This is a genomic window from Bifidobacterium sp. LH_389 (assembly GCF_056357235.1).
In genome coordinates, this window is the sequence record NZ_JBKEVR010000001.1 from 421283 (window position 1) to 445583 (window position 24301).

Below are 24301 nucleotides of genomic sequence, written 5' to 3' on the forward strand. Positions count from 1 at the left end.
CACCATAGGGCGGCATGGCGACAAGCGGGCATGCGAACGGCCCGCCGCCCCGGTCCGCCGTGGTGTTCGGCGGGTAAGGGAGCGAGCGGGCCGCATGGAGTCGCTGGCCGTGTGCTGCGGCAGGCTCAGTCCTGCTTGTCCTGACCGTCCTTGGCACCCGGGTGGATGCCGCACTGGTCGTCGCCGCCGGTGCCCTCGAGGGCGGAGGACGGCGAGAAGCTCAGCAGGTTGCCGGATTCCTCGAATGCAGCGAACGCGGACGGCTTGGCCTCGGACTTCGGCGCGGCCGGGGCTGCGGCCGGCGCGGAGGCCTGCTCCAGCGCGGTCTCGTCGTCGTTCGCATCCTCGTCCACGTATGTAGTACGCCCGTAGTACAGGTCCTCGTCGAGCTCCTTCTCCGTGGCGGCCACGATCACCGCGGTGTTGGCGGCGCCGGCCACGTTCAGGGCGGTGCGGCCCATGTCCACGATCTGCGAGATCGGCTGGCTGATCGCGATGAACGGGATCGGCAGGCCGGCGGCGGCGAACAGCGAGGTGGCGGTGATGGTCGCCGTGCCGGGCACGCCCACCGTACCGATGGAGACGAGCAGCGCGAGCACCACCAGGAACAGGTACTGGGCGGGCGAGTAGGCGATGCCCTGCGCGTTCACCGCGAACACGGCGAGCAGCACGGGCCACACGCCGGCGCAGCCCGGCATGCCCAGGTTCGCGCCCAGGCTGGCCACGAAGGACGCGATCTCGCCGGGCACGCCGTTGGCGCGCAGGTTGCGCACGGTGACCGGAATCGTGCCGATGCTGCTTTCCGAGGTGAACGCCACCACGCCGGTGGGCCAGAACGCCTTGAAGAACGGCACCGGGTTCACGTGCGCCGCAGCGGACAGGATGAGCGGCTGCACCACGAACAGCTGGATGACCATGGCGATGTACGCCACCACGAGCACGGTGAGCAGCGGCAGCAGGGCGGCCACGTCGCTGTTGCTCACGGCGGCGGCGATGAGCGCGAGCACCGCGTACGGGGTGAAGCCCACCACGATCTGCGTTGCCTTGGACAGCACCACGTTGCCGGCGTCCACCACGGCCTTGAACGGGCGCACGGCGGCGGCGCCCTTGGCGGTGCGGGCCGCGGAATTGTAGGCCACTGCCACAAGGATCGCGAAGATCACCACCGGCACCACCTGGTTGGAGTACCAGTTCTTCACGAGGTTCGAGGGGAACAGGGCCACGATGGTGTCCAGCACCTCCGGCACCTCGCGCTGCTTGTAGTCGGTGGGCAGCGTGAACTGGAATCCCTGGCCGACGCGGAACAGCAGCGCAAGCCCGAGCGTGATCAACGCCGCCGTGGCGGTGTTGACGAGCAGGAGCACCACCGTCTTCACGCCGATCGAGCGTAGCTTCAGGGACTCGCCCAGGTTCGTGATGCTGGCGATCACGCTGAATAGCAGCAGCGGCACCACGATCGCCGCGATGGCGTTCGACCATACGTCGCCGAACGCGGCCACGTAGTCGGTGTGGTCCTTGAACACGATGCCCACCACGATGCCCAGCGCGGTCGCAATGAGCACGCGGGCGCTGAAGCCCGCCTTCTTGCTGACGCTGAGATACCCCAATCCGGCGAACAGTGCCACGGTGACGCCCAGCGCCACCCAATTGAGCACGGTATCCGACATGTTTTCCTCTCCTCATGCGTTCGGGTACGTTCCGCATTGCGGTGACGTCCCGGTTGGATCAATCGACTTCACAGTACCGTAAAGCACCTTACGCCTCGAGGGAAGCGTTATCGTATTTTTCGATAGGAGCTTATTGTCCGGCCGTCCTAGTGTTGGGAGTGTTGCCCGGTGCCGGCGGCTACAGTGTCAGAGGTGACTACGACGACGCAACGCACCATATTCGGCCTGCCCTTCCTGTACTGGGGCCTGTGGCTGGCCCTTCTGGTCCTGTGGATGGGCCGCTTCGTGATCTCGTTCATGTCCATCTATCTGGTCTCCGAACTGCACGTGGACGCGGGGTTGGCGGGCGCGGTCGTGGCCATGAACGGGTTCGGCGGCATCTTCGGCTGCCTGTTCGGCGGCTCGCTGTCCGATCGGTTCGGCCGTGCACCCATGATCGTCATCGGCGAGCTCGGCGCCGCCGTTATGCTCGTCGTGCTCTCGTTCGTCACCGATCCGATCGTCATGGGCGGCATGCTGCTCGTCTACGGGGCCATCTCCTCGGTGCCCACGCCGGCCATCGCCGCGTACATTGCGGACGTGGTGCCGCCGCGCTCCCAGAAGCGCGCCTACACCCTGCAGACGTGGGCCGTCAACTTCGGGTTCGCCATCGGCCCGGTCATCGCCAACCAGCTCATCCGGTTCAGCTACGAGCTGATGTTCTACGCCGAGGCGGGCGTGCTCGTGGCAGTCACCGCCATGCTCGTCGTGTTCTTCCGCCGCACGGGCGCCGCACTCCGGCCTTCTCCCGCCGCCCCAGCCGTTTCCTCCGCTGATGTGGCCTCTGATGCGGCCCCGACCACCGGCATGCTGGCCAATTACCGCCGCGCCCTGACCGACTGGCCGTTCATGTCCATGGTGGTGCTCATGTTCGGCTACACGGTCGCCTACTTCCAGATGACCAGCGGGCTGCCCATCGCCATGACCGAACTCGGGCTCGGCACCGGCGAATACTCCATGCTGCTCACCATCAACGGCGGCATCCTGTGCCTGCTGCAGATTCCTGCGATCGCCGTGTTCAATCGCATGAGCAACACGCGCGTGCTCGTGCTCGCCATGCTCGTCACGGCCGCCGGCTACACGGTGCAGATCGGCGCCGACTCGTGGCACGGGTTCGCCATCGCCACCGTGCTGTGGACGCTGGGCGAACTCGGCACCTTCCCCATCGCCGCCACCACGGTCGCAAGCCTCGCCCCGTCGCACGCGCGAGGCACCTATCAGGGCCTGTACAACCTCGTGTGGTCGCTGTCCCACGGGGTCGCGCCGCTCATGGGCGGATGGGTGATCGCCAGCTTCGGCTCGCGCTTCCTGTGGGAGGCATGCACGGCCGTGTTCCTGCTCGTGGCGCTCGGTCTGGCCCTGACCAAGGGCGCCCGCGAACGCGCCGTGGCCCGCAACCTCGCCGGCGCCTTGCACTGATTCGGGTAGCCGCAATGCCGGTCCGACGGTCCGTCATGGTATGCCCGCCGTTATTCCTGCGGCGACGCATCGGTGCCGAAATGCCGTATCGGCACGCCGTTGGGGTTTACGAAGCACAGAGAGAGCTTGAAAGCCTCGCTGGATTCGGGCTGGCTCGCGAAGTCGCCCCAATGTTCCTCCGACGTGCCGTAGAATTCCTCGCTCAGCAGCGATGTGCCCTGCACGGTGTCTGTGAACCGGTATTGCACCCGCTGCGCACGCTCGGCATACGTGGGTGCGTTCGCGGCGATGCACCGCTGGATGGCATCGAACTTGTTGCGGTCGTACCATGCCCAGTCCGCCTGACTTGAGGCAAGGTCCCTGACCGCTTCGAACGGCTTGCAGGGGGTCTCCCGTTCCTTGAACAGCCGATCTTGCGCAGCCAGCGTCGCCTTGCCTTCGTCGCTGCGCATCCATTGCGTCCATGCCTCACTGTCCTCCTCGGTGAACGTGTCCTTGCGGAAGCGTTCGGGCAGTGGCTGGTATCCCTCCACGTCCGTGTTCAGGGCCATGGAGCCTATCCCCAACTCCCAGAACGCAATGTCGAGGTCGACCAGCGTAGGTGCCGTGAAATCCGTTGTCAGCCAGGCACTGGTGATAGTCGCTGATCGCCTGCTCGGTTTCGGCGCGGCTCACCTTGCCGTCGGCGGTGATGGCGTCCGCGATGGCCTTCCAGTCGTGCGCGCCGGCCTGCGTGCCGCCGTCCACGAACCGCTCGTCAGCCGCATCGCCCCCGGAGCCCGGTCCCGTGCCTGTGCCCGGTCCCGCGCATCCGGAGATGACCAGCATGACGGCCGCCAGTGCCACCGCCGCGAGGGTCCTCACCATGTTGCCGAGTCCCGAGCGTCCCTTCGGAGGCATTGCCGCTGCCCCGGTTGCTGCCATTGCCCTGCTCATTGCCTCTGTGTTGGTCGCTGCCACTGCGTTGCTCATGGCGATCACCTCATCGTGCCGAACGTCACGGGAATCTCCCCCGTAATTCCAGCCTATCGGGCCGTAGAGGGGCGCCGAGCCACGGCCGTCATCCCCGGGACTACGTTCGTGGCCTGTCCCTTCTTTCCCTTCCCCTCCCCTCGCGTGTCGATCGGGCGGTGCAATCCGCGTTCTCCGCCGGATCGACGCCCCGCATGAGCCGACCGCACCACCCTTTGCCGGGACCGGAATCGACCGATTGGCCGGAATCACATTGGCCGGAATCTCAGCCTTCCCCCGCCGGAATGAACGCGGACAGCAGCCATTCTCCCCCGTCCGCTCGGTAATCGCACGTGCCGCCGAGCCGCTGGATCGCCCGTGCATGCCGTACCAGCCCGGTGCCCGATTCGGGCAGCCGCGCCGCCCTGCCGCGGTCGTGCCTGTGCCCATGCCCTTGACCATCGCCGTTCGCCGCTCCGTCGGCACGCAGCGCATTGGCCTCGGCGATCGTCGTGCCCTCGTCGGTCATCTCGATGCGCAGGAAGTATGCGTTCTCCCCCGCCGCGCAATGCCGCATGAGGTTCGCATACACCTCCTCCACGAGCGCGTACGCCGCCTCTCTGCGTTCCCCGTCCGGCTCCCCGCCGCCCGATCGGTCCAGAATCACGGTCTTGCCGTGGATGCCCAGATCGGCAAGCTTCGGCTCGGCAAGCCGCATGATCCCCTCGAACGACCGTTCCGACGCGGGCTCGTCGCAGGTCACCGCATCCTCGGCGTCCAGCAGTCCGATCACCCGTCTCACGCCACGCAGGGCGTCGTTCGCATTGCGCTCCACGTTCAGCCACGTGTCCATCGCCGTCTCGCCGTTGCCGTCCGTATCCTCCGATTCCAGCCGCGCCAGCTCCCGTTGCGCCAGCAGCGCAATATACGAGAGGTTCCCGGTGAGCGAATCGTGGATGTTCTTCGCGATCGTCTCGTTGCGTCGCTTGCGGGCCAGCTCCTGCTCGGCACGCAAGCGATCGGCCTGCTCGCGTTCCATGGCCCTGACCTGACGCTGCCAGCCGATCATCATGCCGATCGCGCAGCCTGCCAGAGCGCATGCACCCATCAGCATGCACGCCCACCGGAAGGTGTCCGGCATGACGAGTTCCCGCGCGCGGACGGCGTACACCAATGCCAGATACGCCAGCCATACGCCCGTTGCCGCCGCCGCGCGCTTCGGCACGGCATACGCCAGCGCGGCGATCGCCATGAACATGCCGCCGGCCGCCCACACATAGGTTTCGTAGTTCATCGCGGCAAGCCACAGTGCGCCCAGAACGAGCGTGGCATACGAGGCGATCTGCGGCCGCAACGGCATCCCGATGGCCATGACTGCGCCGAATGCGACGGCCAGTGTGAGCAGGTAGTCGTCGTAGAAGAAGCGATAGCCGCGCAGGGGGTCGGTCAGTATGCACCACAGCTCCCAGGCCAAGCCGATGCCGGCCATGGCGGCGTACCACCGGTTGGCGCGCAGCGTATCGGTGAGCCATGCCGCCGCGTTCCTTGCATTCATGAGAGCAGTCCTTCCGTCCAGAGGGCCATGAGTTCGCGACGGTTGGCTACGCCGAGCTTGCGGTACGCGCGCTGCGCCAGGGTCTTCACCGTCGACTCGCCGCAGTCCATCCTGCCGGCGATGTCCGCGAACGGGGCCAGCGTCTCGCACGTGAGGCGCACCACCTCCAGTTCGCGCGCAGACAGGGACGCGATGGCTCGCTGCGCGCCGCTCACCGTCACCTCGTCGTGCGCTACGGCCGCAGTACGGAACGTCACCGTGCGCGTCGTAACATCGCATGCCGCGGGGCCGTCGGGCGATGCGGCCTGATTGCGATCGCGGTCGCGCCCGGCGGGTTTGCCGTTCCCGCCGCTGCGGTACGGCCATGTCATGCCGTTCGCCACCGCGGACACGGCCGCCGTGATCGTTGCAGGATCGTCCTTGTTGACGATGCCCTGCGCCCCGGCGTCCCGCGCCTTGGCCGCATACACGTCCAGATTGTAGGAGGTGATGGCGAGGATCGGGATGCCTGCGGTGCGGCTGCGGATGAGCCGGCACAGCGTGATGCCGGACATGTCGGGCATCATCACGTCCGTGAGCAGCATGTCCGGTGCGGTGGCGACGTCCCCGCACAGGCCGAGAGCCGCGATGGCGGAACGTTCGGCCCATGCCACCCGGTAGCCGAGCATCCGCTCGACCACGTCGCGCAATGCCGACAGCGTGAACGGGTCATTGTCCACGATGCCGACGGTTCTCTTCCCCTGCATGCCCATAGGTCCATCGTAGGCCGGTCGGCGGGCGCGTCGGTCCCGGTTTGTCATCCGACCGACGACGGCCGTCCAACCTTGCCGGCAAACTTCCGGGCCAATTTCCGCCCTGCAGGCCGGAATTCCGCCATTCCGGAGGAAAATTCCCCCAAAAGTTTGTCAAAGGAACGGACTGACAGGCCGACGGGCCGGGCCTTGACGTCCCGTGCTGGCAACAACCCCGTCCCCGATACCCGGTCTGGTGGCAACTAGGACTGATCACCTGAAACTGATATCATATTTTCACAAATTGTTATAGAATGTTATTAAACATAGTCAAGGAGTCAGCAATGAGCGTTCAAATCGCCACTCGTATTGACGACAGGCAGGCGGAACGGTTCCGTGTCATTACCAAGCGTCTGGGCACCACGCCCGCGGATGCCGTACGCATGTTCATTGCCGCCTTCAACGAAAGCGGCGGTTTCCCTTACTCCGTCCGCATCGACCCCGGGGCGACGCCCTTCGCTACGGAGGAGGAAGCCAGCGACTTCGCCGACCATATGGCAATGGAGACCATCAATGAGACGCGGTGACATCTGGACCGTCGCCGGCGCCGGATACGCGTCCAAGCCAAGGCCCGTCATCGTTATCCAGTCGGATTCCGTCACCGGTTTCGACTCCGTGGTTACTGTGCTGCTCACCACGTACGACTCGACCGGCATTCCCATCCGCGTCCCGATCCGGCCGACGCCGGAGAACGGGCTCAATAAGCAAAGCTGGGCCATGCCAGACAAGATCGTCACGGTCAAGAGGTCGTCGCTCGGCGCCCGCATCGGTCGAGTGGATGATGCGACCATGCAGGAGATCGGACGACAGGTCGCTGCAATGCTTGGACTGTAGTGCGGCCGACCGTCGCTCGCTGTCATCCGATCGGCAATGGACAACGAAGGACCGACAACGGACGACTGCCGTCATCTGGCAAACTTTCGGGCCAATTTCCGCCCTGCATGCCGGAATTCCGCCATTCCGGAGGATAATTCCCCCGAAAGTTTGTCAGGCCTAGCGCGTCGGCCATCTCGCCTGACCCGTCTACGGCCCTGTCCGGTCCCCAGAAACGAAAAAAGCCTCCCCGAACCGGAGAGGCCTATTACGTGGAGCGGACAACGGGACTCGAACCCGCGGTCTCAACCTTGGCAAGGTTGCGCTTTACCAACTAAGCTATGTCCGCAGAGAATCCCGCCGTGAGAAGCGGGATTCAGTGGGCGATGTAGGAATCGAACCTACGACCCCTTCGGTGTGAACGAAGTGCGCTAGCCGCTGCGCCAATCGCCCGAAATCAATCGGTATTCAGTTATGCCGGTGGGCGATACAAGATTCGAACTTGTGACCCCTTCCGTGTCAGGGAAGTGCGCTACCTCTGCGCCAACCGCCCAGGTCCTTGGTCATCGGAGCGAATCATCCGCCCGTCCGAGAGGTGGGTACGAGAGTCGAACTCGTCTATACGGCTTTGCAGGCCGCTGCCTAACCGCTTGGCTAACCCACCGTAAGGTCTGTCAACTCATCGGACCTAGAGCGGACAACGGGACTCGGACCCGCGGTCTCAACCTTGGCAAGGTTGCGCTTTACCAACTAAGCTATGTCCGCATGCGGCCAGCGGAATTCCTTCCGCCGAAGCACGAGTAACTACTATAACGACAGGCTCGTCATTTGCAAAATGGGCGTGTCGTGCATGGCCGGATCATGTTTCACGCCTACGGCGGATTGACGTTTCGCGCTGTGATCATGCCGTTACACTGGACTGCTGTGAGTGAAGAACATTTGACGAAGCCCCGTTGCGTGATGGTGAGCGCCTTTGCCGGGTGGAACGACGCCTGCCAGGCCGCCACCAACGTCGCACGCCATCTCATCGACACCTACGAGTCCCGTGAGGTGGGCAAGATCTGCTGCGCCGGGTTCTACGACTACCAGACGTCCCGCCCGATGCTCTGCACGATGGACGGTCGCCGCAGCATCGTTTGGCCGGAGACCACGATCTATCAGGTCACGGTGGGCGAGGCGCACAGCCTCATCGTGGAGATCGGCCCCGAACCGAACTACCGCTGGCTGGAGTTCTGCCACCGCAGCCTCCATTTCGCCGAGGACTGCGACGCGGACATGGTGATCAATCTGGGCTCCATGTTCGCCGACTGCCCACACACCCGTCCCCTGCCTGTGGATGTGACGACCGGCGGCTACAACACCGTCGCCGTCGGCGAGGACGACTACACCGGCCCGATCGGCATCCCCACCGTGCTCGATCAGGTGGCCAATGACCATGGGTTCGCCACCGCCTCCATGTGGGTCTCCATTCCGCAGTATCTCAACGGGGACGACTGCGCGCAGGCCACGCTGGCCCTGCTGCGCGAACTGTCCGATACCCTCGGCGTGGATCTCGAGGAGGGCGATCTGCCCAAGAAGGCCGCGCAGTGGAAAGCCCAGGCGGATCTGCTCATCCGCTGCAACGACGATCTTCACGACTACGTGCATCACCTCGAGGTCGAGGCGGATACGCGCGCGCAGGCCCGAATGTCCGAAGCGACGGGCAACGACATCGCCCAGGAGGCCGAGGCGTTCCTGCGCGGCATCGATGGGGAGTGACTGTACCGATACCGGCAAACTTTCGCGGGGTTGTTCTTCCGGAGCGTTGGCATTCCGCCATCGGAGGCGGAAATAGGCCCGAAAGTTTGTCGCCGAATATGCAAAAGGGCGGATTGCCTGCCGCCGGACCATGATCGGTCCCGCGTCAGGCAATCCGCCCTTGTTATGACCGGCCGGAAACGGCTCAGGCCCCCGCGGCGGTGACCTCCAAGGGGGAGAGCACGCCGGTGAGCAGCAGGATGGCCACCACCACGGCCAGAGCGATGCGGTAGATCGCGAACGCCTTGTAGGAGAAGGTGGACACGAACTTCAGGAAGCCGATGATCACGATGTAGCCCACGAGGAACGCGACGATGGTGGCCGCGATGGTCGGCCCCCAGCCGGGGAACATGGTGCCCGCGTTGATGCAGGCTTCGGCGGCCGGGTTGTTGCCGGCGGCGGCGCACTCGTTGAGGTCCTTGACGGCGGAGACCGTCTCCAGAATGCCGGCGCCGAACACGGCCGGAATGGCCATGAGGAACGCGACGCGCACGGCGGCCTCACGAGTGTAGCCCATGGCGCGGCCGAACGTGATGGTGCCGCCGGAGCGGGAGACGCCCGGGATGAGAGCCAGCATCTGGCCGATGCCGAACACGATGGCGTCCTTGACGGTCATCTTGTCCATGGTCTTGACCTGACGGGAGCGGGCGTCGAAGATCCACAGCAGCACGCCGAACAGGGCGAGTACGGTGACGGTGATCCACAGGTTGCGCAGCGTGGTCTCGATCACGCTCTTGAACACGAGGCCAGCGATGAGGATCGGCATCGTGCCGATGATGATGTACCAGCCCATCTGCGTGTCGCGGTTGTGCGCGCCCAGACGGGACTTCCAGTCCTTGCCCTCCTTGCCGAACAGGGAGCCGAACCATGCACCGAGGATGCGGATGATGTCGTGGCGGAAGTACAGGAGCACCGCAAGCTCGGTGCCGATCTGGATGATGGCGGTGAAGGCGGCGCCCGGGTCGGAGCCGATCATGAGATCGCCGACGATGCGGATGTGCGCGCTGGACGAGACCGGAAGGTACTCGGTGAGTGCCTGAATGAAACCAAGGAAGATGGCTTGGAAGAAATTCATGACCCCTACTTGTAGTTCAGTGGTTCTTAATCGTGTCTAAGACTAGCGCCCCGCCGGGCCAAATGCACGCCGAATGCGCAACCGGATCGCTACAATCGCTTGGTGTCAGGCAAACAAGGAGACGACATGGCTCAATATCGCAAGTCGCGCGCGTTCGCGCCCAAGGGTTTCTTCGAATGCGAAGGGAGGGGCCTCAAGTGGCTCGGCGAGGCGCAGGCGCTGGGCGGACCGCGCGTCGTGGAGGTGTACGACTGGACGGAAGGCCATCTGGACATCGAACGCGTGGACCCGGCCTCCCCCACGCCGCACGCAGCCTTCCGGTTCGGTGCCGCGCTGGCGCACATGCATGACGCCGGCGCAGACTACTTCGGTTCCGCCCCGGCCGGCTACACGGGCACCTGCTACTTCGGGCCGTTGCAGGACCCGGTGCCGATGGACACCGGCGAGTGGACCGATCCGGTCACCTACTACGCCGACGGCCGTCTGATCCCCATGGTGGAGCTCGGCATCCGCCGCGGTTCGCTCACCAAGGACGATCTGGCGGTGACGCGCGAGGTGATCGCCGCGATGCCGGAGATTCTCGGCAAGGCAGCGGACGACAGGCCGGCCCGCGTGCACGGCGACCTGTGGAGCGGCAACGTGATGTGGACGCACCGCGAGGACGGCGAGACCGAGGCGGTACTCATCGATCCGGCGGCGCACGGCGGCCACCGCGAGGAGGATCTGGCGATGCTCCACCTGTTCGGCATGGCGTACCTGAGCAACATTCTGGACGGCTACCAGACCGTCCATCCGCTGAAGAAGGGCTTCGAGGACCGGCTCACGCTCTGGCAGCTCTACCCCATCGCCGGCCACTGCGTGTTCTTCGGCGGCGGGTATGTGAGCGAATACCGCGCCATGCTCCGCTCGCTGCTCGGGTAGATCCGCAGCTCGTGCAGCCTCGGCGGCCCTCTCGATAGGTACGATCGTACGCAGATGATGCGGGCTTCGTGTTATTGGTACGACCGTACACTATCGTCATGCGGCGGCATCAGGGCTCCAAAACGAAGTTGCCCGTGGTGTTATGTCGAGAAGCATAGCACCACGGGCAACGTCTTACATGCCGCAAACGGCCGAAATCCAACGGTCCGTCAGTCAAGCATCCTTCAGCTCAGGGCATCCTTCAGCTTCGAGAAGAACCCCTTCTTGCCGGCGCTCCTCGGACGGCTGCTCTGCGCCACATGACCGGCGGCGGAGTCGTGCAGCTGGCCGAACTGCTCCATGAGATCGCGTTCGCGGTCGTTGAGCTTGGTGGGGATGTGCACGGCGATATGCGCCACGAGGTCGCCACGTTCCTGGGTGCGCAGCTTGGTGACGCCCAGTCCCTTGAGCGCGACCGTATCCTCGGGCTGGCACCCGGCAGGCACCGTGATCTTCTGCGGGCCGTCGAACGTGTCGATGGTCAGTTCATGGCCGAGCACCGCCCAGCTCATGGGCACCTGAATCCAGCAGTGCAGGTCGTCGCCGTCGCGCGTGTACTGCTTGTCCGCCTTGATGCGCACGTCGATGTACAGGTCGCCGGCCGCGCCGCCGCCTTCGCCCACCTCGCCCTGGGAGGCAAGACGGAGGCGGGAATCGTCGCGGATACCGGCGGGGATGGTCACGCCCACCGAGCGCTTGGCACGCACGCGGCCGTGACCCATGCAGCCGGGGCACGGCTTCTCGATGATCGTGCCGTGGCCCTCGCAGCGTTCGCACGGGGCGGAGGTCATCATCTGGCCGAGCAGGGTGCGCACCACCTTCTGCGCGAATCCACGCCCCTTGCAGTCCGGGCAGGTGACCGGCTGGGAGCCCTTCTGCGCACCCGTGCCGCCGCATTCCTGGCACAGGGCGAACGTGTTGATCTCCGCGTGCGCCACGCCGCCGAACACCGCAGTCTTCAGGTCGATCGCCACGGAGGCGAGGGCGTCGCGTCCCGGCTGGGTGCGCGGGATGGGGCCCTGCGAGCCGCCTGCGAACCCGCCGCCGAAGAACTGGCCGAAGATGTCCCCCATGTCTCCCATGCCGGAGAATCCGCCGCCGAATCCGGCCGAGGCCTGCGGGTTGTTGGGATCGATGCCCTGATCGTACATCTGGCGCTTGTTCGAGTCGGAGAGCACCTCGTAGGCGGCGTTGACCTCCTTGAACTTGTCCTCGAACTGCGGGCCGGCGATGTCCGGATGGTACTTGCGGCTCATCTTGCGATAGGCCTTCTTGATCTCCTCTTCGCTGGCCGTGCGTTCGACGCCCAACACCTCGTAATAATCTGCCACGGTTTCTTTCCTTGTGTCTGGTGAATTCGCTGACATTCTGCCACGGGTGCCGGTCAGGCCGGCTCACCGTGCTCCTCGCGGTTCATGAATCCCGTGAGGTAGCGCGCCACGGCCCGTACGGCGGCCATCGTGGCGACGTAGTCCATATGGGTGGGGCCGATCGAGCCCACGAAGGCGACCGGTTCCGACTGTCGCTCGGAGGAGTTCGACTCGCCGTAGCCGCTGGTGACCACCGAGGCGTGCATGAGCCCCGGCGTATGGGTTTCCGAGCCGATGGCCACGCTTACGCCGCCGGCCTTGGAGGATACCTCGCTCAGGGACGTCATGAGCTTCATGAGTACCACCTGCTCCTCCAGAGCGTCGAACAGCGGGGCCAGCTCGGCGATGTCCGCCGCCTGACGTTGGGCGAGTTTGGAGGCGCCAGCCATGTACAGGCTTCCGGCCTGCTCCTGCGAGGCCATGTCCGTGAACACCTGTGCGAGCGTGGCGCCGAGGGCCTTGGAACCGTCGTCGCCGAACGCCGGGGAGGCCACGATCCTGCCGATCCGCTCCGCTGCCTGTTCCAGGGACTGGCCCTGGCATTGCTCGTTGATGGCGTCGGTGAGCTTGGCCACTGCGTCCGCGTCGGGCGCATCGGGCTGGTTCACGCTGCGCTGCGCCACGCGGCCGGTGTCGGTGATGACCACGACGAGCAGGAGCCCGGCGGCAAGGGGGACGATCTCGAGCCGGCGCAGCGTCGACCGTGCCAGAGACGGCGAGGCGACGACGGCGACCTGACCGGTGATGCCGGACAGCAGACGGGCTGCGCGCCGGAGCGTGTCCTCCAGACTGACCGATCCGGACAGGAAGGTGTCGATGCCGCGTCGCTGGGCGGCGGACAGCGGCACCACGGTCGCCAGCTTGTCCACGAAGTATCGGTAGCCCTTCTCGGTGGGAATGCGCCCCGCCGAGGTGTGCGGCTGAACGAGGTAACCTTCGTCCTCCAATGCGGCCATGTCGTTGCGGACGGTGGCCGAGCTCACGCCCAGCGCGTGACCGCGGGCAATCGACGAGGAGCCGACCGGTTCCTGCGAGCGGATGTAGTCCTCGACCACGGCGCGCAGCACCAGCATACGGCGGTCGTTCGTCATGCGCGCCTCCTTCGATAACGCAAAATGTGCGCCATGCCTGCCCGCGCGGCCGACTGCGACGCGCGCGGACGGACATGAACTGTAAATGAATTTCGTGTCCTACCCCATTGTATTAGCACTCCCGCGTTTCGAGTGCTAAGCCGTTGCGACGCCGTTCGTTACAGGCTTACAGCAGGGTTTCCCGGCATGTCCGACTGTGAACGCTAACAGCACAGAAACTCACAAAACGCGCCAAAAATGCGCGTCGAAGTCGCCATCCGCGTTTAGCATGAAAGAGCAATGTGAAGGCAAACCATGGCACGGCGCATGCCGCGTCTGTGAGCCCGAATTATTGGAAGGAAAGCAACATGACCGAATTCAAGGAGACCGAACTGGACGAGCGCGCCATCAAGCTGGCCAAGGTCCTTTCGGCCGACGCGGTTGAGAAGGCGGGTTCCGGCCACCCCGGTTCCCCCGTCTCCCTGGCGCCCATCGCCTACACGCTCTACCAGCACTTCATCAAGCACGATCCGAACGACCCCAAGTGGGAAGGCCGCGATCGCTTCATCCTTTCCGGCGGCCACGCCTCCCTCACCCAGTACGTCCAGCTGTACTTCTCCGGCTACGGCCTGACCCTGGACGACCTCAAGCACTTCCGCGGCGGCGCGGACACCCACACCCCGGGCCACCCCGAGTACGGCCTGACCCCGGGCATCGAAATGACCACCGGCCCGCTGGGCCAGGGCTTCGCCTCCGCCATCGGCTTCGCCTACGGCGAGCGTTTCCAGCGCGGCCTGCTCGACCCGGACACCAAGAAGGAAGATTCCCCCTTCTACCACAAGATCTGGGCCATCTGCGGCGAAGGCGACATCGAGGAGGGCATCTCCGGCGAAGCCGCCGCCCTTGCCGCCAACCAGAAGCTCGGCAACCTCACCGTCATCTTCGACGCCAACCGCATCCAGATCGAGGGCGACACCAACCTGGTGCTGGCAGAGGACGTGCTCAAGCGCTTCCAGGCCTACGGCTGGTACACCGATGAGTTCAGCTTCATCCAGCCCGACGGCTCCTACAAGGAGGACGTCGAGGGCCTGGCCGACGTGATCGCCAAGGCCGAGGCCGCCGCCCCGGACCAGCCGAAGCTCATCAAGGTCCACACCCTCATCGCCTGGCCGACCCCGGGCAAGACCAACGACCCGTCCTCCCACGGCTCCAAGCTGGGCGCCGAGGCCGTCGCCGGACTCAAGAAGGTCCTCGGCTACGACCCGGACAAGAGCTTCGAGATCGACGAGGAGGCCCTCGCCCACGCCCGCAAGGTCGCCGAGCGCGGCCTCGAGGCCCACAAGGAATGGGACGAGAAGTTCGACGCGTGGCGCAAGGCCAACCCGGACAAGGCCGCCCTGTACGACCGCATCAAGGCCGGCGAGCTGCCCGAAGGCTTCGACAAGGCCATCGACGACCTCGAGGCCACCTTCGAGGTGGGCAAGGGCGTCGCCACCCGTGGCGCCTCCGGCTCCGTCCTCAACGCCATCGCGGCCGTCATGCCCGAGCTGTGGGGCGGCTCCGCCGACCTCGGCGGCTCCAACAAGACCGACCTCAAGGGTGCCGCCACCTTCGCCCCCGAAGGCAACGAGACCAAGCAGTGGCCGGTCGTCAGCCCCTTCGGCCGTCAGCTGCACTTCGGCGTGCGCGAGTTCACCATGGGCACCATCACCAACGGCATCCTGCTGGGCTCCCACACCCGTCCGTTCGGCGGCACGTTCTTCATGTTCTCCGACTACGAGCGTCCGGCCGTCCGTCTGGCCGCCCTCATGGAGATCCCGAACCTGTTCGTGTGGACCCACGATTCCGTCGCCGTCGGCGAGGATGGCCCGACCCACCAGCCGATCGAGCATCTGGCCGCCTTCCGTGCCATGCCGCAGCTCGAGGTCGTCCGGCCGGCCGACGCCTTCGAGACCGCCGAGGCCTACCGCTACTTCTTCGAGAAGAAGAACACCCTGCCCACCGCCATGGTCCTGACCCGTCAGGGCGTCCCGGTGCTCGCCGAGACCGCCGCCAAGGCCAAGGAAGGCGTCAAGCGCGGCGCCTACGTGCTCGTCGACACCGAGGGCACCCCGGACGTGCTGCTGCTCGCCTCCGGTTCCGAGGTCCAGCTGGCCGTCTCCGCCGCCAAGACCCTGGCCGACGAAGGCATCAAGGCCCGCGTCGTCTCCGTCCCCTCGCTCGAGTGGTTCGAGGAGCAGGACGAGGACTACAAGGAGTCCGTGCTGCCCGCCGCCGTCAAGGCCCGCGTCTCCGTTGAGGCCGGCGTGGCCATGCCGTGGTACAAGTACCTCGGCTCCTACGGCAAGCCCGTCTCCATCGAGCAGTTCGGCCTGCAGGGCTCCGGCTCGCAGAACCTCATCGATCTCGGCATCACCGCCGAGCACGTGGTGGACGCCGCCAAGGCCTCCATCGCCGAGGTTCAGGCCGCCTGAACCGTCTCGCCATCACCCCTCGCCGCCACGCATGACGGCGAGACCGGAGGGGATCAGCGCGGTTCCGTTTGCGCGGATCCCCTCCCCCGCAAGGATTTGATCCAATAAGGTATCAAGGAGAAAAACATGACTGAAGCAACTCAGCGCACTTCCGACAACGGCGTGTCCATCTGGCTGGACGACCTGTCCCGCTCCCGCATCGAGTCCGGCTCCCTGCAGGACCTCATCGCCAACAAGAACGTCGTGGGCGTGACCACCAACCCGTCCATCTTCCAGAAGGCCCTCTCCCAGGTCGGCCCGTACGATGCCCAGCTCAAGGAGCTCGGCAAGGTGGACGTCGAGACCGCCGTGCGTGAGCTGACCACCACCGACGTGCGCAACGCCACCGACATCTTCCGTGAGATCGCCGAGAAGACCGACTTCGTCGATGGCCGCGTCTCCATCGAGGTCGATCCGCGCCTCGCCCACGAGACCGAAGCCACCGAGAAGCAGGCCGAGGAGCTGTGGGCCAAGGTCAACCGTCCGAACGCGATGATCAAGATCCCGGCCACCCTCGAGGGCCTGCCGGCCATCACCGCCACCCTGGCCAAGGGCATCTCCGTGAACGTCACCCTGATTTTCTCGCTCGAGCGCTACGAGCAGGTCATCGACGCCTACATCGAGGGCATCGCCCAGGCCGCCGCCAACGGCCACGACCTCAAGCACATCGGCTCCGTCGCCTCCTTCTTCGTCTCCCGCGTGGACACCGCGGTCGACAAGCTGCTCGAAGCCAACGGCTCCGACGAGGCCAAGGCCCTCGAGGGCAAGGCCGCCGTGGCCAACGCCCGTCTGGCCTACGAGCTGTTCGAGAAGAAGTTCGCCGAGGATCCGCGCTGGGCCGATCTGGCCGCCAAGGGCGCCAAGGTCCAGCGTCCGCTGTGGGCCTCCACCGGCACCAAGAATCCGGCCTACTCCGACTGCAAGTACGTTGACGAGCTCGTTGCCAAGCACATCGTCAACACCATGCCGGAGAAGACCCTGAACGCCCTGGCCGACCACGGCAACGGCGCTCCGTCCATCGAGGGCACCTACGAGGAGTCCCACGCCATCATCAACAAGCTGGCTGAGCTGGGCATCAACCTCAAGGATGTCACCGACAAGCTCGAGGCCGACGGCGTGGCCGCCTTCATCAAGTCCTGGGATTCCGTGCTCGCGGACGTCCAGGCCGGCATCGATCGCGTGAACGCCTGAGATCGCCTCTAGACGGAATGCCTAGCATTTCCGTCTGGCATTGTGGCCGAGGGGCCCGATCCTCCTTCAGGGATCGGGCCCCTCGTCTGTGTCTGTAGATTCCATTCCGCATGACGGTCGGTTTCCCGGCGATATGCGGACGAGGCTGCCGTCATGCCTCGCGCTGTCTGCGAAGACCGATAGGTTGGCGACTATTACCATCCGAGGCAGTAGACAGAGAGAGCCAGCATGTCCGCATCCGCACAGGGCTCGTTGCGAAGCCCATCGCACGATCATCAGCCGTCAGTCAGACCAACGTCGATCGAGCAGTCGCCCGTCAGCCCCCGAGGACTGACTGCCCGCGGACGCCTGCTCATGACCTTCACGTTCTTCTCCATGTTCTTCGGAGCCGGCAACCTGATCTTTCCGCCGTTCGTGGGTGCGCAGGCTGGTTCGGCGGCACTGCCCGCGGCCGTCGGTTTCATCGTCTCCGCCGTGGGACTGCCGATCCTCGGCGTGCTGGCCGTATCCTTCGCCGGCGGCTTCGACCGGCTCGCGGCCCGGGTCTCCCCCGGGTTCGCCACCGTGCTTGCCGTGGCGATCATCCTCACCATCGGTCCGTGCTTCGCCATCCCGCGCACCGCCACCACTTCGTTCGAAATGATGGTCGCGCCGTTTCTGGGTGGTTCCGGCGCGGCGGGCGCAGGCGTCGGTGCGGGCGGCATTGTGGACGCCGGCGGCGGCAAATGGATCGCGCAGCTGGTCTATTCGGCCGTGTTCTTCGCACTGGCATTCCTGTTCGCGCAGAAGCCGGAAAAGCTCTCGCACGTGCTCGGCCGGTTCATGGGGCCGCTGCTCATCGCGCTCATCGCCGTCATGTTCGTCGCATGCCTGATCCACGGCATCGGCACGCCCGCCTCGCCCTCCGGCGACTATGCGCAGAGCCAGCTGTCCCGCGGCTTCCTCGACGGCTACCAGACCATGGACCTCCTGGCGGCCCTGTACTTCGGCATCGTGATCTCCGCGAACATCCGCGCACAGGGTGTGGCCGACGAAGGCACGGTCCGCCGCGAGACCGCATTCGCCGGACTCGGTACGGGCGTACTGCTGGTACTCATCTACGGGGTTTTGAGCTATGTGGGCGTGGTGTCCGGAGCCATCGCCGCGATCGATCCGAGGTCGGACACCGGTGCCACCGTGCTGACGAACCTCACGTCGTCGGTGTTCGGTGTGGGAGGCACCGCATTCCTCGGCGTGGTGTTCGTCATCGCCTGCCTCAACGTGTGCACCGGGCTGATTTGTACCTGTGCCTCGTATTTCCACGAACGGTTCCGCACGGTGGCCGGGCATGGGGTGACCTACCGCGCGTGGCAGGTGATCTTCACGCTGTTCAGCTTCGCGGTGTCCAACGCCGGGCTCGCCGCGATCATCAAGGTTTCGGTGCCGGTGCTTTCCGCACTGTATCCCATTGCCATCGTGCTCGTGCTGCTGGCGCTCACCCATCGCTGGTTCGCCGCGCGGTTCGGCCGCGTGTACTTCTGGACCGTGCTGCTGGTGGGCATTGCGGCGGTGCTGGACTGCGTGGTCTCGCTGGCGGATGTATTCGGTTTCGGCGGGATTTCCGCGGTCGCCGGGCTCGCCTCCGTGCTGAATATGCTGCCGCTGAACGAGTTTTCGCTCGGGTGGGTGGCTCCGGCGGCCTTGGGAACGGCCCTCGGCATGGTCGATTCCGCGGTTCGTCGGAATTCCGGTTCACGAGATTTTTCTCGACCCAACGTGTGAATCGGGCCGCTTGTTCGTTCCGGCGTAGCCATCGGCGGAATTCTGCCGATGGCTAAGTGCGACTCTGTGCAATGATGAGCGTTTCCCGGTTCACAAGATTTTCGTCAAGTCATCGCGTGAACCGGATTTTCGCTTATGCCAAGCATAGGCGGCAAGACCTAGGCCCAACAGGAAGAATCCCAGCTGTGCAAGGGCCCACCAAGATACCGTCCCGCCCCCGATCGCGTGCCAGAGGATGCCGATGACGGCGAAAAGCATCGCGAATGCCCAGTATGCAGCCTCGCGGCCGGCACCGACGGCTGTGGCCCCGAACCGGTGCGCATATTCGCGGGGAGAGCCGAATTCCTCAACCAGTCGTGCGCCGCTCTGAGCGGCATGGGCGCGTGCCTCGTCGCAGATCCGTGCGACATGCCGGTCGGTCATGTCGTTGCGTTCGCGCAGCAGCCGGGCGAGTTCGGCAAGCCATTCGTCGTCGCCGAGCAGCAGGTCATCGGCCACGGTTTCCTCTGTTCGGGAAGCCGGCACATCCCACAACCGGGCAATGGCATAGGCGACGATGCCGTATGCGGCGGCGGCAACGGGCATCCACCCAAAGCCGATGCGCGGACCCGCGTCGGCCGTCGCTGCCACGGCCGTGCCCAACGCAACGGCACCCGCGAATGCCGTTCCCGCAGCCAACACCGCAAGCGTGAACGATCGCTCGGACAGCACACGCCGATAGATAGCCCCGACTGCCACCGTGCTCAACGCGATCAGCAGAGGCAGCAGCGGGCCGGACAGTGCAATCCATCCCTCGGCAAGCGAGTTGTCCGTCCGTGCCGCCATGGCCAAGCTTGGCAGCAACGCCCGTTGCCGCGTAGCCGGCAGAGACCAGTCCTGCACGCGGAACAGCATGAACATCCAGAACAGCATGGTGATCAGTGAGCCGAAGGCGAAACCGTTCACCAAGATGTTGCGCACGGGTTCCGGCTTGCCTTCGCTGTAGTCGAAGGCGTCGATGCCGTCTTCCCGCCATCGGGCGGCCTGTTGCGCAGCCCATTGGTCGGGTTCTCCTAGCAGCGCGGAGACCGGGAGCGCTGCGTCCGGAGTGCCGGTTTCGGTCGGCGCGTCCGAACCTTCCCTTCTTTCCCCGTCGTCCTCCCATTCGGCTCCGTGCCATGCCATGTCGCGGAATTCGGAAAGTTGCTCCGCCAATGCCTCGTGAACCTTATCGGGGGTGGCATGCTGTCGGAAACTTAGTGCATAGGCGGCGTTCATGGCCCAGTGCCGGTCATCCGGCAGACCGCGGACTTGCCCGTACGCGTCGTATAGACGGTCGTTGCTCACCATGAGCGCAATGTCGTCGCGGTTGTCGCGGTCGTTGCGCCGAGCGTTCATTGCCGAATTCCTTCCATGTGCCGTTGCGCCGGATGAGTCTCCGACGTCTGACTCGTCTGTGTCTGACTTGCCTGCGTCTGCCGAGACTCGGGGGTGACATGAGACTCGGACCTGCCCGCGACCGCGCTGCCGTCTGTTCCGTCATTGCCGACCAATGCCGACGCTAGTTCCTGCCATTGCGCTCGCTCGCGGTGCAGGCGCGCCGTACCGTCCTCGGTAAGTCGGTACACGCGTCGCCCGGGGGTTCCTTCATGCCGCTCCCATTCATCCTCGATGGTGCCCGCTGCCTTGAGCTCCTCGAGGATCGGGTAGAGCGACCCGCCCTTCGGCCTGCCGAATCCGATTCCCTCGAGCGCGAGGGCAATCGCGTAGCCGTGCAGCGGACCGGCCTCCAGACAGGAGAGAATGGCCGTGCGCATGGCCGCACGCACCCATAGGGCCGGCCACTTCGGTTCGTGCAGTATTGAATCGCTCATATACTTAAGTATACAGTCTATCTAGATAGCGGGTCAAGTAGGCGGCAAAACAAGTCAGAAGGAGGTGAGATTGGACTTTGCAATGCCGGAGGCGATATGCCGGAAACGATAGGTAATCGTCGGCAATCCGAACTCCGTTGGGTAAACGACGGAAAATCACATGCGTCACATACGTCACATGGAAAGGCGACCAAGAGGGAACGTCCCCTTGACCGCCTCATGTCCAACGCAGTGCTATGCCATGGCCCGCATGCATCCCGCGCGCCTACGATACTCCGTATGCTGCATGCAGCGCGCACACGAGCCACGCGTGTACGTCTGCGGCGTCACGTGCACTCGTGATCTCCGCACGCTCACGCGACGCGCACGTGCTCCACTTCCGTCACTGCTGATAGTAGCTCAGGAAATCGGTGAGCTTGGCCGTGGCGTCCTTGAGCACTTCGATGCGCGGCAGGTAGACGATGCGGAAATGGTCCGGCTTCTCCCAGTTGAAGCCGCCGCCGCGCGTGATGAGGATGCGCTCGTCGTGCAGCAGGTCGAGCGCGAACTGCTCGTCGTCCTTGATGTTGAACTTCTTGACGTCGAGCTTCGGGAAGATGTAGAACGCGGCCTTGGGCTTGACGGCGGTGACGCCCGGAATCGCATTCAGCGCGTTGTAGATGTACTCGCGCTGTTCGTAGATGCGGCCGCCCGGCACGATGTAGTCGTTGACCGACTGGTGCCCGCCGAGCGCGGTCTGCACGATCGACTGTGCGGGCACGTTCGAGCAGATGCGCATGTTGGTGAGCATGTTGATGCCCTCGATGTAGTCCTTCGCGATGTTCTTGTTGCCGCTCAGGACCATCCAGCCCACGCGGTAGCCGGCGATCATGTGCGACTTGGACAGACCGGAGAACGTGACGCAGAACAGGTCCGGGGCGAGCGAGGCGATCGAGACGTGCTTGAGTCCGTCCATGACGAGGCGGTCGTAGATCTCGTCGGAGAAGATCATGAGCTGGTACTCGCGGGCGAGGTCGACGATCTGCTGCAGCACCTCCTTCGGGTAAAGCGCGCCGGTCGGGTTGTTCGGGTTGATGACCACGATCGCCTTGGTCCTGTCCGTGATCTTGGCGCGCATGTCGTCGATGTCCGGGTACCATTCGGACTGCTCGTCGCACAGGTAGTGCACGGCCGTGCCGCCGGCCAGATTCACGCACGCGGTCCACAGCGGGTAGTCGGGGCTCGGGATGAGCACCTCGTCGCCGTTGTCCAGCAGGGCGGACATGGACAGGTTGATGAGCTCGCTCACGCCGTTGCCGGTGTAGATGTCCTCGATGCCCACGTTCGGCAGGTTCTTGAGCTGCGCGTACTGCATGATCGCCTTGCGTGCGGAGAACAGGCCCTTGGACGCCGAATAGCCTTCGCAGTCGGTGAGCTGCTGGGCCATGTCGTAGATGACCTCGTCCGGCGTGCGGAAGCCGAAGGGCGCAGGATTGCCGATGTTCAACTTGAGGATGTGCATGCCGGACTGCTCCATGCGCGTGGCCTCATCGACCACCGGGCCGCGCACGTCGTAGAGGACGTCATCGAGCTTGTGGGATTTCGAGAAACGACGCATGGGAGTTCCTTTCGACGGGTTGGGATCGGCGTTGACGGGGGACGAGACGGACGGAGATGATGCGGGGGCGGATTCGGGAGCCGCAATGGCAGTCGATGCCGAAGGCGAGGAGAGAGCGGAGGCAATCGTCGCATTGGCCTCTTCGCCGGCGAGCCACCGTTCATCCACGTGCAGCTCCTGTGCGAGGAAACCCATGATATCCGGCCGGGGCGTGGTCTTGCCGCTCACGTACTGGCTGATGTGGCTTTTGCCCAGATGCACACCGCGGGATACGGCTGCATTGACGAGATCCACCTGCTTGAGACCCCTGCGGCCCATCGCATCTCGTAACCGCCGCGCGAACAATTCATTGGCCATGTGCGCCTCGCATTCCCGAAGTTCAATTTCTGGTTCAGAGCATACAACACATTGAACTTGCGGAATCGTAAATTGAACTCGCGCGTGTCGTGGTTCAATTTCGTTTGGCGTCAGCTTCCCTCCAATAGGTCCGGGCCGAATCCACGAGCACGCGCATCGGGAATGCACGGATCACTCCCCCATTGAGTGCTACGGACCGCACCACATCAGCATGCCTCTTCAGGAACCGTTCGCCGAACGCCTCAAAATCGTCATACGGTTCAAGTTCAATATTGTCGAAGGAGACCCATTCGACTCCGGTCCCATCAGCCCGCCGCACCGGCGCACTCTCCCGGATGTGTGGCCGGCCGATCGTTGATTCGGCGTAATGCAGCGCTGTGCAGGTATTGAACCCGGTGCCGAGGAACACCACCGTGCCGTCCAGTTCGACCAGTTTGGCCAGCGGACTGTTCTCTCCGAATGGCATGTCGTAATCGCCGTTGCGATGGCAGTCGGCGAGCCATGCGGCGTGACGCCCCCACACGCTCATCGAGCATGTCGGGTGCCCGCTGCGCAGCGTGCCCGGCAGGCTGCGGAAATACTCCGGCGTGAGGCCTATGCCGGTGACCGGCGTGGTCTGCGGGTCGTAGGCCGGCAGTGCGTCACGCACGGCCGCCACGAGCGAGGGTTCCACCGGCGGCGCGCACCAATCGGCCGGATCGGTGATGTCGGCAGTCTGCGCGGGCATCATGATGTCCCCTTCGCGCAGCACGTCCTTCAACGCATCGACCACGGTCTGCGTGCCGCCCGGAATGAATCCGAACGCGCTGAGGCTGACGTGCACCAGGCACGAATCGCTCGGCCGCAGCCCCACGGCACGCAACGCCTCACGCAGCTGTCCTCCCGTGGTGACCGTCGTGATGGTCCGCTCATGCCATGTCATTCGTCTCGCCCTCCTCTACCGTTCGTTCCGTCGCTCATTCCACTGAGCGCTCCCGCTTCCGCTCCGGCTCTCTCGCGTTGCAAACGTAGCCGCATCTGGTGCCAAACCACTCCGCCGTGCGTGGAGCCGGACACGCCTTCGTCCACATAGCCGAACCGCTCATAGAATCCCACGAGCCCATCCTTGCAGGTGAGCACCAGACCCTTGCGGCCTGCCGCGCGCGCATCCTCGATCACCCGTCGCATGAGCCGGCCGGCGTACCCGCGATGCCGGGCTTTGGGCGCGGTGACGACGCCGAAGATCATCTGCCAACCGCCGTGCGGATCATGCATCGCGACGTCCGCATACATGTCGTCGGTGAGGTCCGGCCGGTCGGTGACCAAGCCATTGATGAACGCCAGAATCCGTTCCGCGTTCGGCTCGGGCTTGCCATTGACCGTACCGTCCGTTGTCAGCAGCCAGAAATGATCCCCGTATGCCAGAATCCGATCCCGCATCTGCCGGGGCGTTGCAGCTTCCTCGGGAGGGAAACCGGTAGCTTCGATTGCGGCAAGTCCGTCCGCGTCCTGCGGGGTGGCATGCCGGATGGTCAGAATCTCA

The 24301-nt window shown here is 64.9% G+C and carries 20 protein-coding genes and 5 tRNA genes; 8 read left to right on the forward strand and 17 right to left on the reverse strand.

Annotation, left to right across the window (positions count from 1 at the left end):
• Positions 1-125: 125 nt before the first annotated feature.
• Complete coding sequence (locus AC1AZA_RS01845) at positions 126-1667, reverse strand: dicarboxylate/amino acid:cation symporter (RefSeq protein ID WP_476513036.1); 1542 nt, start codon at positions 1665-1667, stop codon at positions 126-128.
• Positions 1668-1940: 273 nt separating this feature from the next.
• Between AC1AZA_RS01845 and AC1AZA_RS01850 the strand changes: the two genes are divergently transcribed.
• Positions 1941-3125 (forward strand): MDR family MFS transporter, encoded by a 1185-nt coding sequence (locus tag AC1AZA_RS01850; protein ID WP_476513160.1) that lies wholly within the window; start codon positions 1941-1943, stop codon positions 3123-3125.
• Between the two features lie 50 nt (positions 3126-3175).
• Here the strand turns inward: AC1AZA_RS01850 and AC1AZA_RS01855 are convergent, their stop codons facing one another.
• The 3 genes from AC1AZA_RS01855 to AC1AZA_RS01865 all read right to left on the reverse strand — a co-directional run bounded on the left by AC1AZA_RS01855 (position 3176) and on the right by AC1AZA_RS01865 (position 6377).
• The gene (locus tag AC1AZA_RS01855) at positions 3176-3676 is read right to left on the reverse strand and encodes a hypothetical protein (RefSeq protein WP_476513037.1); all 501 of its coding nucleotides are present in this window, start codon (positions 3674-3676) and stop codon (positions 3176-3178) included.
• Positions 3677-4362: 686 nt separating this feature from the next.
• Entirely contained in the window at positions 4363-5631 is a 1269-nt protein-coding gene (locus AC1AZA_RS01860; protein ID WP_476513038.1) for a histidine kinase, read from the reverse strand.
• On the reverse strand, positions 5628-6377 hold the full coding sequence (locus AC1AZA_RS01865; RefSeq protein ID WP_476513039.1) for a response regulator: 750 nt from the start codon (positions 6375-6377) through the stop codon (positions 5628-5630). The genes AC1AZA_RS01860 and AC1AZA_RS01865 overlap by 4 nt, the downstream gene beginning before the upstream one ends.
• Positions 6378-6706: 329 nt before the next feature.
• Between AC1AZA_RS01865 and AC1AZA_RS01870 the strand changes: the two genes are divergently transcribed.
• Both AC1AZA_RS01870 and AC1AZA_RS01875 read left to right on the forward strand, forming a co-directional pair.
• Complete coding sequence (locus AC1AZA_RS01870; RefSeq protein ID WP_476513040.1) at positions 6707-6949, forward strand: type II toxin-antitoxin system RelB/DinJ family antitoxin; 243 nt, start codon at positions 6707-6709, stop codon at positions 6947-6949.
• Positions 6936-7256, forward strand: coding sequence for a type II toxin-antitoxin system PemK/MazF family toxin (locus AC1AZA_RS01875; RefSeq protein ID WP_476513041.1), 321 nt, complete (start codon positions 6936-6938; stop codon positions 7254-7256). The genes AC1AZA_RS01870 and AC1AZA_RS01875 overlap by 14 nt, the downstream gene beginning before the upstream one ends.
• Positions 7257-7508: 252 nt before the next feature.
• Here AC1AZA_RS01875 and AC1AZA_RS01880 read toward each other — a convergent pair.
• The 5 genes from AC1AZA_RS01880 to AC1AZA_RS01900 form a co-directional block, all read right to left on the reverse strand.
• Positions 7509-7584: transfer RNA gene (locus AC1AZA_RS01880), tRNA-Gly, on the reverse strand.
• 31 nt (positions 7585-7615) lie between these two features.
• Positions 7616-7688 (reverse strand) — tRNA-Val (locus tag AC1AZA_RS01885).
• Between the two features lie 28 nt (positions 7689-7716).
• A tRNA-Val gene (locus AC1AZA_RS01890) sits at positions 7717-7788 on the reverse strand.
• A 40-nt stretch (positions 7789-7828) separates the two neighbouring features.
• Positions 7829-7899, reverse strand: a tRNA-Cys gene (locus AC1AZA_RS01895).
• Positions 7900-7927: 28 nt separating this feature from the next.
• Positions 7928-8000 (reverse strand) — tRNA-Gly (locus tag AC1AZA_RS01900).
• Positions 8001-8195: 195 nt separating this feature from the next.
• Between AC1AZA_RS01900 and AC1AZA_RS01905 the strand changes: the two genes are divergently transcribed.
• Positions 8196-8993 carry a PAC2 family protein gene (locus tag AC1AZA_RS01905; RefSeq protein ID WP_476513161.1) on the forward strand — a complete coding sequence of 266 codons (798 nt, stop codon included), beginning with the start codon at positions 8196-8198 and terminating at the stop codon, positions 8991-8993.
• A gap of 184 nt (positions 8994-9177) precedes the next feature.
• Here the strand turns inward: AC1AZA_RS01905 and AC1AZA_RS01910 are convergent, their stop codons facing one another.
• Positions 9178-10107: an undecaprenyl-diphosphate phosphatase gene (locus AC1AZA_RS01910; RefSeq protein WP_476513042.1), complete on the reverse strand. Its 930-nt coding sequence runs from the start codon at positions 10105-10107 to the stop codon at positions 9178-9180.
• Positions 10108-10233: 126 nt separating this feature from the next.
• Between AC1AZA_RS01910 and AC1AZA_RS01915 the strand changes: the two genes are divergently transcribed.
• A complete protein-coding gene (locus AC1AZA_RS01915) occupies positions 10234-11028 on the forward strand; it encodes a fructosamine kinase family protein (RefSeq protein ID WP_476513043.1) in 795 nt (264 codons plus the stop codon).
• 224 nt (positions 11029-11252) lie between these two features.
• On the opposite strand, the gene dnaJ is transcribed toward AC1AZA_RS01915, so the two are convergent.
• Together dnaJ and hrcA are read right to left on the reverse strand one after the other, a co-directional pair.
• Entirely contained in the window at positions 11253-12398 is a 1146-nt protein-coding gene (dnaJ, locus tag AC1AZA_RS01920) for a molecular chaperone DnaJ (RefSeq protein ID WP_476513044.1), read from the reverse strand.
• Between the two features lie 53 nt (positions 12399-12451).
• Positions 12452-13528: a heat-inducible transcriptional repressor HrcA gene (gene hrcA, locus AC1AZA_RS01925; RefSeq protein WP_476513045.1), complete on the reverse strand. Its 1077-nt coding sequence runs from the start codon at positions 13526-13528 to the stop codon at positions 12452-12454.
• Between the two features lie 347 nt (positions 13529-13875).
• On the opposite strand from hrcA, the gene tkt reads away from it, so the two are divergent.
• The 3 genes from tkt to brnQ all read left to right on the forward strand — a co-directional run bounded on the left by tkt (position 13876) and on the right by brnQ (position 18972).
• Entirely contained in the window at positions 13876-15981 is a 2106-nt protein-coding gene (gene tkt, locus AC1AZA_RS01930) for a transketolase (RefSeq protein WP_476513046.1), read from the forward strand.
• Between the two features lie 126 nt (positions 15982-16107).
• Entirely contained in the window at positions 16108-17211 is a 1104-nt protein-coding gene (tal, locus tag AC1AZA_RS01935) for a transaldolase (RefSeq protein ID WP_476513047.1), read from the forward strand.
• A 354-nt stretch (positions 17212-17565) separates the two neighbouring features.
• Complete coding sequence (brnQ, locus tag AC1AZA_RS01940; RefSeq protein ID WP_476513048.1) at positions 17566-18972, forward strand: branched-chain amino acid transport system II carrier protein; 1407 nt, start codon at positions 17566-17568, stop codon at positions 18970-18972.
• Between the two features lie 90 nt (positions 18973-19062).
• Here brnQ and AC1AZA_RS01945 read toward each other — a convergent pair whose 3' ends face one another.
• The 5 genes from AC1AZA_RS01945 to AC1AZA_RS01965 all read right to left on the reverse strand — a co-directional run bounded on the left by AC1AZA_RS01945 (position 19063) and on the right by AC1AZA_RS01965 (position 24294).
• Positions 19063-20349, reverse strand: a complete 1287-nt coding sequence (locus tag AC1AZA_RS01945; protein ID WP_476513049.1) for a hypothetical protein — start codon at positions 20347-20349, stop codon at positions 19063-19065.
• Positions 20346-20825, reverse strand: a complete 480-nt coding sequence (locus AC1AZA_RS01950) for a PadR family transcriptional regulator (protein WP_476513050.1) — start codon at positions 20823-20825, stop codon at positions 20346-20348. Before AC1AZA_RS01950 ends, AC1AZA_RS01945 begins: the two co-directional genes overlap by 4 nt.
• 382 nt (positions 20826-21207) lie before the next feature.
• Entirely contained in the window at positions 21208-22779 is a 1572-nt protein-coding gene (locus AC1AZA_RS01955; RefSeq protein ID WP_476513051.1) for an aminotransferase class I/II-fold pyridoxal phosphate-dependent enzyme, read from the reverse strand.
• Positions 22780-22873: 94 nt separating this feature from the next.
• On the reverse strand, positions 22874-23701 hold the full coding sequence (locus AC1AZA_RS01960; RefSeq protein WP_476513052.1) for an AAC(3) family N-acetyltransferase: 828 nt from the start codon (positions 23699-23701) through the stop codon (positions 22874-22876).
• Positions 23698-24294 (reverse strand): GNAT family N-acetyltransferase, encoded by a 597-nt coding sequence (locus AC1AZA_RS01965; RefSeq protein ID WP_476513162.1) that lies wholly within the window; start codon positions 24292-24294, stop codon positions 23698-23700. Before AC1AZA_RS01965 ends, AC1AZA_RS01960 begins: the two co-directional genes overlap by 4 nt.
• Between the last annotated feature and the right edge of the window lie 7 nt (positions 24295-24301).

Bases quoted from the DNA above. Each gene is read 5' to 3' on its own strand.
- AC1AZA_RS01845 (WP_476513036.1), bottom strand. From the start codon at position 1,667: ATGTCGGATACCGTGCTCAATTGGGTGGCGCTGGGCGTCACCGTGGCA.
- AC1AZA_RS01850 (WP_476513160.1), top strand. From the start codon at position 1,941: ATGGGCCGCTTCGTGATCTCGTTCATGTCCATCTATCTGGTCTCCGAA.
- AC1AZA_RS01855 (WP_476513037.1), bottom strand. From the start codon at position 3,676: ATGGCCCTGAACACGGACGTGGAGGGATACCAGCCACTGCCCGAACGC.
- AC1AZA_RS01860 (WP_476513038.1), bottom strand. From the start codon at position 5,631: ATGAATGCAAGGAACGCGGCGGCATGGCTCACCGATACGCTGCGCGCC.
- AC1AZA_RS01865 (WP_476513039.1), bottom strand. From the start codon at position 6,377: ATGCAGGGGAAGAGAACCGTCGGCATCGTGGACAATGACCCGTTCACG.
- AC1AZA_RS01870 (WP_476513040.1), top strand. From the start codon at position 6,707: ATGAGCGTTCAAATCGCCACTCGTATTGACGACAGGCAGGCGGAACGG.
- AC1AZA_RS01875 (WP_476513041.1), top strand. From the start codon at position 6,936: ATGAGACGCGGTGACATCTGGACCGTCGCCGGCGCCGGATACGCGTCC.
- AC1AZA_RS01905 (WP_476513161.1), top strand. From the start codon at position 8,196: ATGGTGAGCGCCTTTGCCGGGTGGAACGACGCCTGCCAGGCCGCCACC.
- AC1AZA_RS01910 (WP_476513042.1), bottom strand. From the start codon at position 10,107: ATGAATTTCTTCCAAGCCATCTTCCTTGGTTTCATTCAGGCACTCACC.
- AC1AZA_RS01915 (WP_476513043.1), top strand. From the start codon at position 10,234: ATGGCTCAATATCGCAAGTCGCGCGCGTTCGCGCCCAAGGGTTTCTTC.
- hrcA (WP_476513045.1), bottom strand. From the start codon at position 13,528: ATGACGAACGACCGCCGTATGCTGGTGCTGCGCGCCGTGGTCGAGGAC.
- tkt (WP_476513046.1), top strand. From the start codon at position 13,876: ATGACCGAATTCAAGGAGACCGAACTGGACGAGCGCGCCATCAAGCTG.
- tal (WP_476513047.1), top strand. From the start codon at position 16,108: ATGACTGAAGCAACTCAGCGCACTTCCGACAACGGCGTGTCCATCTGG.
- brnQ (WP_476513048.1), top strand. From the start codon at position 17,566: ATGACCTTCACGTTCTTCTCCATGTTCTTCGGAGCCGGCAACCTGATC.
- AC1AZA_RS01945 (WP_476513049.1), bottom strand. From the start codon at position 20,349: ATGAACGCTCGGCGCAACGACCGCGACAACCGCGACGACATTGCGCTC.
- AC1AZA_RS01950 (WP_476513050.1), bottom strand. From the start codon at position 20,825: ATGAGCGATTCAATACTGCACGAACCGAAGTGGCCGGCCCTATGGGTG.
- AC1AZA_RS01955 (WP_476513051.1), bottom strand. From the start codon at position 22,779: ATGGCCAATGAATTGTTCGCGCGGCGGTTACGAGATGCGATGGGCCGC.
- AC1AZA_RS01960 (WP_476513052.1), bottom strand. From the start codon at position 23,701: ATGACATGGCATGAGCGGACCATCACGACGGTCACCACGGGAGGACAG.